This is a genomic window from Microcystis sp. M_QC_C_20170808_M3Col, assembly GCF_007095505.1.
Lineage (GTDB): Bacteria > Cyanobacteriota > Cyanobacteriia > Cyanobacteriales > Microcystaceae > Microcystis.
In genome coordinates this window covers 1-5,257 of record NZ_SFBY01000478.1, presented here as the reverse complement: position 1 = coordinate 5,257, position 5,257 = coordinate 1, and the positions used below count along the sequence as shown (strand labels likewise).

5 protein-coding genes are annotated in these 5,257 nt (G+C 45.3%); 3 read left to right on the top strand and 2 right to left on the bottom strand.

Annotation, left to right across the window (positions count from 1 at the left end; all coding sequences use genetic code 11):
* Window positions 1–114 precede the first annotated feature (114 nt).
* The 3 genes from EWV84_RS22145 to EWV84_RS22135 are packed head-to-tail and all read left to right on the top strand — an operon-like array spanning window position 115 to window position 2,940.
* Window positions 115–738 carry a COP23 domain-containing protein gene (locus tag EWV84_RS22145; protein WP_287080118.1) on the top strand — a complete coding sequence of 208 codons (624 nt, stop codon included), beginning with the start codon at window positions 115–117 and terminating at the stop codon, window positions 736–738.
* 37 nt (window positions 739–775) lie between these two features.
* Window positions 776–1,705, top strand: a complete 930-nt coding sequence (locus EWV84_RS22140) for a S1 family peptidase (protein WP_287080116.1) — start codon at window positions 776–778, stop codon at window positions 1,703–1,705.
* A gap of 29 nt (window positions 1,706–1,734) precedes the next feature.
* Entirely contained in the window at window positions 1,735–2,940 is a 1,206-nt protein-coding gene (locus EWV84_RS22135; RefSeq protein WP_287080114.1) for a tetratricopeptide repeat-containing S1 family peptidase, read from the top strand.
* Between the two features lie 21 nt (window positions 2,941–2,961).
* Here EWV84_RS22135 and EWV84_RS22130 read toward each other — a convergent pair whose 3' ends face one another.
* On the bottom strand, window positions 2,962–3,564 hold the full coding sequence (locus EWV84_RS22130) for a hypothetical protein (protein ID WP_287080113.1): 603 nt from the start codon (window positions 3,562–3,564) through the stop codon (window positions 2,962–2,964).
* Window positions 3,565–3,613: 49 nt separating this feature from the next.
* On the bottom strand, window positions 3,614–4,840 hold the full coding sequence (locus EWV84_RS22125; RefSeq protein ID WP_323801813.1) for a hypothetical protein: 1,227 nt from the start codon (window positions 4,838–4,840) through the stop codon (window positions 3,614–3,616).
* Window positions 4,841–5,257: the final 417 nt, after the last annotated feature.

Sequence of the window (5,257 nt, the reverse complement as noted above, 5' to 3'; positions counted from 1 at the left end):
GTTAAAAGTTAAACTTCAAGTTTTTATTCAGGACGAATGTACTGATTAACTAATTTTTTGGGGAAAATTAGTTAACCCATCATTATAACATATAATTAATTTGCAAGAGTTCTAATGAAACTACAAACTTTGACAAAAACTCTGACTATTGCTCTGATTGGTGTAGGAGCTGCCTTGACCTTACAATCACCGAGCCAAGCTCAAACCAGATTCGAGTGTCTTTTACCAGTGACAGGCCCCTATGTAGGAGTTCCCACAACCTATGTCAAAGTCGGCCCTGATGAACGCAAAGCTGTTATTCGTTGGGTTTCTCGTTATTCTAGCGGTTCCGGTTACACTCCCCAGCAACGGTGTCTAGAAGTAACTAGACGATTCAATACCCTTGACGCTCGACCAGGCGGAATTGATATTATTACCACTGGCTATCTCAATAGTCTGCCGGTCATCTATTCCCCTAGTAATGGACGAGAACGGGCAAATAGCAGTAACCTATTATTTACCCTCAAGAGCGGGGAAAACGCAACCGAGAAAATCCAACAGCTATTCGACCTCCGGGAAGGATCCAGCAGCAATCCTTTGTTTGAAAGCTCATCGGATTCTGTCATTGTCCATTTCAACAAATTCCTAGAAAATGCTCCCGTGGAAACAAATCTGGCTACCGGTTCGTCCCCCTCTCCACTGCCGGCGACTTCTCCCGAACAATCGCCCCAAAAACCATCAGGCGGTTCTGTTTGGTAAACTTTTCTAGTTCTATAGATGGGAGCGTAGTGATCAAGTGAGTCGGCCTATAAAAAGAATTTTGGCTGGTGCGGGCGGTTTATTATTGGGACTGTCAACACCTTTGCTTGCTGTCCAAAGCTATGCTCCCGCTCTGGAACCTAACCAGGCCAATGCCCATAGCTCTCAACAACTTTCAGAACAACAGCTGCGTCAGTTAGCCAGAGCAATTACCGTTAAGGTGTTATCAGGGCAAGGCTGGGGTTCGGGCATTTTAGTCGAAAAACAGGGTGCTTCCTACAAAGTCCTCACTAATGACCATGTTTTAGGGCGGTATCGCTCTCAGGGTTGGCAAATACAAACCCCTGACGGCAAGATACATCGGGGGGAGTTGGTCAGAACAGTTCGCTTGAATGATTATGATTTAGGCTTAGTTTCTTTTCGCAGTAGCCAAGTTTATTCTATTGCTGATTTGGCTAATGTTGATGATCTCGCTATCGGAGATCAAGTTTTCGCCGCTGGTTTTCCCTACGATGGCGATCGCCCGACCGAAGAGGGATTTACCTTCACCCTGGGTAAAGTGTCGCTTTTGAGTGATAAATCCTTTTCGGGAGGCTACCAAATCGGCTACACCAATAAGATTAAAAATGGCATGAGTGGCGGACCGCTGCTGAATCGGCAAGGTAAAGTTATTGGTATTAACGGGATTCATGCTTATCCTCTCTGGGGTAAATCCTACGTTTTTGCCGATGGAACAGTGACTTCACCGGCACTGTGGGAACAAATGAGTCGATTAAGTTGGGCGATTCCTATCGGGACTTTTTTACAATCGGGGTCATCTTCTCTATCTGCTTCCAGTCGGCAACGTCCCTCAGTTTCACCCCCATCGCTTCCCACCCATAGAGAACCCACTTTCTCGGAAGATTTTTCTTCTCCATCCCCGTCAACCCCAAGAGAAAAGAATCCCGCTCGCACACCCCTCTGGTAAATTCCACTCAACTGTATTTTTAAACCAGAATGAGCAACAATTTCTTGAAAATTTCCGCCGCCCTAGTTAGTATAGCGGTGTTTGTGATTTCTCCTCAGATTGCTAAGGCATCAACACCTGAGCAGGTAGAAAAAACTGCTGAAAAGATTACCGTTTTAATCCCCTCAGAAGAAGAGGGGGCGAATGGGAAAATTACTTCTAATGGCTCTGGATCAATTATTGCCAAAGAAGGAAGGGTTTATACTGTTCTTACTGCTAGTCATGTAATCTGTAAAGATGCTAGAGATGCCTGCAAGTTCTATTACGATCAACTAAAAATTATTACCTGGGATGGCAAGCAATATCCGCTCGATTACAATAGCATCAAAAAACTACCCGGAGTAGATATAGCTCTCGTGCAGTTTCAGAGCGACCAAAATTATCAATTAGCGACCTTGGGTAACTATCAAGTAGCTGACGAACAATTTATTTTTGCTTCTGGATGGCCTGACCCGAAATTTATCGGCAAGCGGAAACGATTGTTCAATGTGGGGAAAGTGCTGCCCAAGGACATTACACCCTTGCTGAAAATATTTCCTCCGGAGTTGGGGTATGAGATAGTTTATACCAGTGTCACCTATGGGGGCATGAGTGGCGGTCCAGTGTTAGATATCAATGGACGAGTCATTGCGGTTCACGGACAAAATGAAGCCGAAAAAATCGAAAAGGTTCCCGTGCCAATTGGCTTTAGTCTCGCTATTCCCATCACTACTTTTTTGACATTAGCACCCCAGTCTGGCATTCAAGGGCAGATAAATGTCGAAAATTCGCCCCCCAATGCCTTATCTTTCCAAGAAATTGGGGATGAATTATACAAGGCTTTTGAAGTTCCCAATAAGAACGATACTAATCCCCTAAACTGGCTTAATCAAGGTAATAAAATGTGGCGGTTAGGACAATTAGCCCTCGCCTATGCCGCCTATGAAAAAGCCTTGCAACTCGATTCTCAAATCTATCAAGCTTGGCACGGTAAAGGTCTGGTCTTGACCTACTGGAAACGCCCCCAAGAGGCACTCGCTGCCTACGAACAAGCTCTCAAAATTAATCCTAACTCCGATACTGCCAAAAAACTGCGAGACAAGCTCCAACAATCCTTAGGGGGAAGAAATACCCCTCCTGTAACCCCCCCACAACCAACTACCGCGCCCACCGTCGAGCCTTCACCACAGCCCTCTAATCCAAGGAGACTATGGTGAAGTCAGAAGGGAGAATTCTGATTAGCTAATAGTGGCTTCCACCAATTTAGCTAAGGATGCTTGAATTGCTCGTAGTTCTGCGGGAGGATTACGGAGAAACTCTTCGTTACTGGCTAAAATCATCACATTATAGGCCTGCACCGCCGCCAGCAATTTAGCTGGAACTACCTTCTTATCCTTGGTCAGTCTCTCTAAGAGGGCTAATAAGTCTTCAATAACATTTAATGGCGGTGCGCCGGGGACTGCGTAAAGAGCGGCAATGACAGCATTGATATTATTACCCGCCTGAGCATCTCCTGTTAAGATGCTCAGTATCGATTCCTGAACGGCTGGGGGAATCGGCGTACCCGTGGGGGAGGTTAAATTATTATCAGCTAACAGAGTGTTCACAGAAGCGGCCGCCTGATTAACAGATATTTGAGCCGGTTCTCCCCCTTGAAATCCCAATCCCGTGACGGTGGTGGTGGGGATAGTTTGACCGGCAAAATCACTGGTGGAAAGAATTGGTCCGGTGATATCGGATTGGTTGCCGGTTTGCGCCATAACGGGAGAGACTAGGGAATTGGTCAGCAAAACCGCCGCCACTAGGGAAACTTGAAAATTGGTCAACCGTTTCATCAACATGGTCTTTATCCTCATTCAAAAAAACTAAATTAGACAATGTAAAAACCGACTAACGGGGGAAAAAGTAATTGTAGCCGATACTCATGACGAAGCGAGCGCCGTCCCCAGCATTACCTGTTAAATCAGCACCGGCAAGGTTAACCGTCAAGGGGACTTTCGGGAAAGGAATCAGGGAAATACCCGCGTTTAAATCTTGACCCGACCATTCGACAATGGCCGAGACTGGTTCAACAATTCGTAAACCCGCACTAGCAAAGACACCGAGCGAATTTACCCCATCTTCGATGGCTCCTTCCGAGCGAAAACGACCACCACCAACACCCAAGGAGAGCGTCAATTGGCTAAAGGGTTCTTTCGTTGTTTCTGTTAACTGAAAAAATTTGCTTACCACCCCGTAGATACTGCTACTGCCATCTGTCCCACCCCAGTTAATAGCGTTTTCAAATCCTAGGGCTACAGCAAAACTTTCTGGCAGAGAACGGTGAATTTTAAAGCTAAAACTGCCCCGTCCGGCATTATCACCAAAAAGGCTCAAAATCGCCAGAGTTACATCTAAACCGACAATTTTCTGGGGGTCTCCCAAACCACCCCCTAGGGCTAACCCACCATCTGCTTGATTGGTAAAACGGGTTCTCGACTGGAAACCGAAACCACCGAAAATCTGCCCAAAAGTCGCTCCAAAAGCGCTGGGAGTAGAGATACTGCCACTAGGAGTAACCACAAATTCCGCCAGTTTCGCAGAAAGGGTTTGTTGCCTTAATTGCGGTTTCTCAATCAGAAACTCTTGACGTAAACGCTGCAATTCGGGGGAAACATTGGGATCAACGGGGGTAGATGCTTGCGCTTGCCATTTTTCGACTTCTGGCGAGTTATTATCTCCTGCTGGTAAAAGCTGACTCGCTTGCATTGTCCCTAGATTCGCCTTCCATTCTTCTAGGGTTGAAATTGTCCTGGTCTTTTCTGTTGCTAAAGTATCGAGGGAAGATTTCTCTAGTTTATTTTCTAAGGGTGAGGGCAGATTACTATCGGCTAATCCCTCTGTTGTCAAGAAGGAATTGGTTGTCAGAACTCTTTCTCTCTTCTCTAATTCCACGGGGGAATTAATGATAATTTTTTCCTGGGATACCCGAATAGAAGCATCGTCAATGTCTAAGGGAGAAGGAAGGGCCTTCACCCCATCGCAAAGTATGGCTGTCCCCAAACAGGATGCCATGAAAATTCCTCCAGAAAATATCTGTCTCATCTGGTTGTTTCTTTTGGCTTTTTTTAACAACACTCTCAGCTTTCCTCACAGACGAAGTTAATTGGCAAGAATTGTAACTGATTTATTCTTAGATAGCAAGTTATTAAACTTGTTCGTTATCAATCATGGAATCCCCTAGTGCGCCTAATTGAAGTGTAGAATATTTACCACCTCTATTCTTGGCTTCGATGGTTGTGCTGCGTCTCTGTTCACGAATCAAATAGGCGGATTATCGAAAAAATCAGGTCTAAAACCTCGCCTTTTAAGGCGAAAAGTTTTTGGAGCGGGGCATAAATCCCCGTTACAAAAACGGCCTCGGAGCCCCCTGCCTCCTAGGGTTGATTCATTTAAATTAAGTACAGCGGATTTTGAGTCAATAAATTTGACTGAAGATTCTCAAGTTTATCTTTCTCTAACCAAAACGGTTAGTCACAATAACTAATCTTTAAT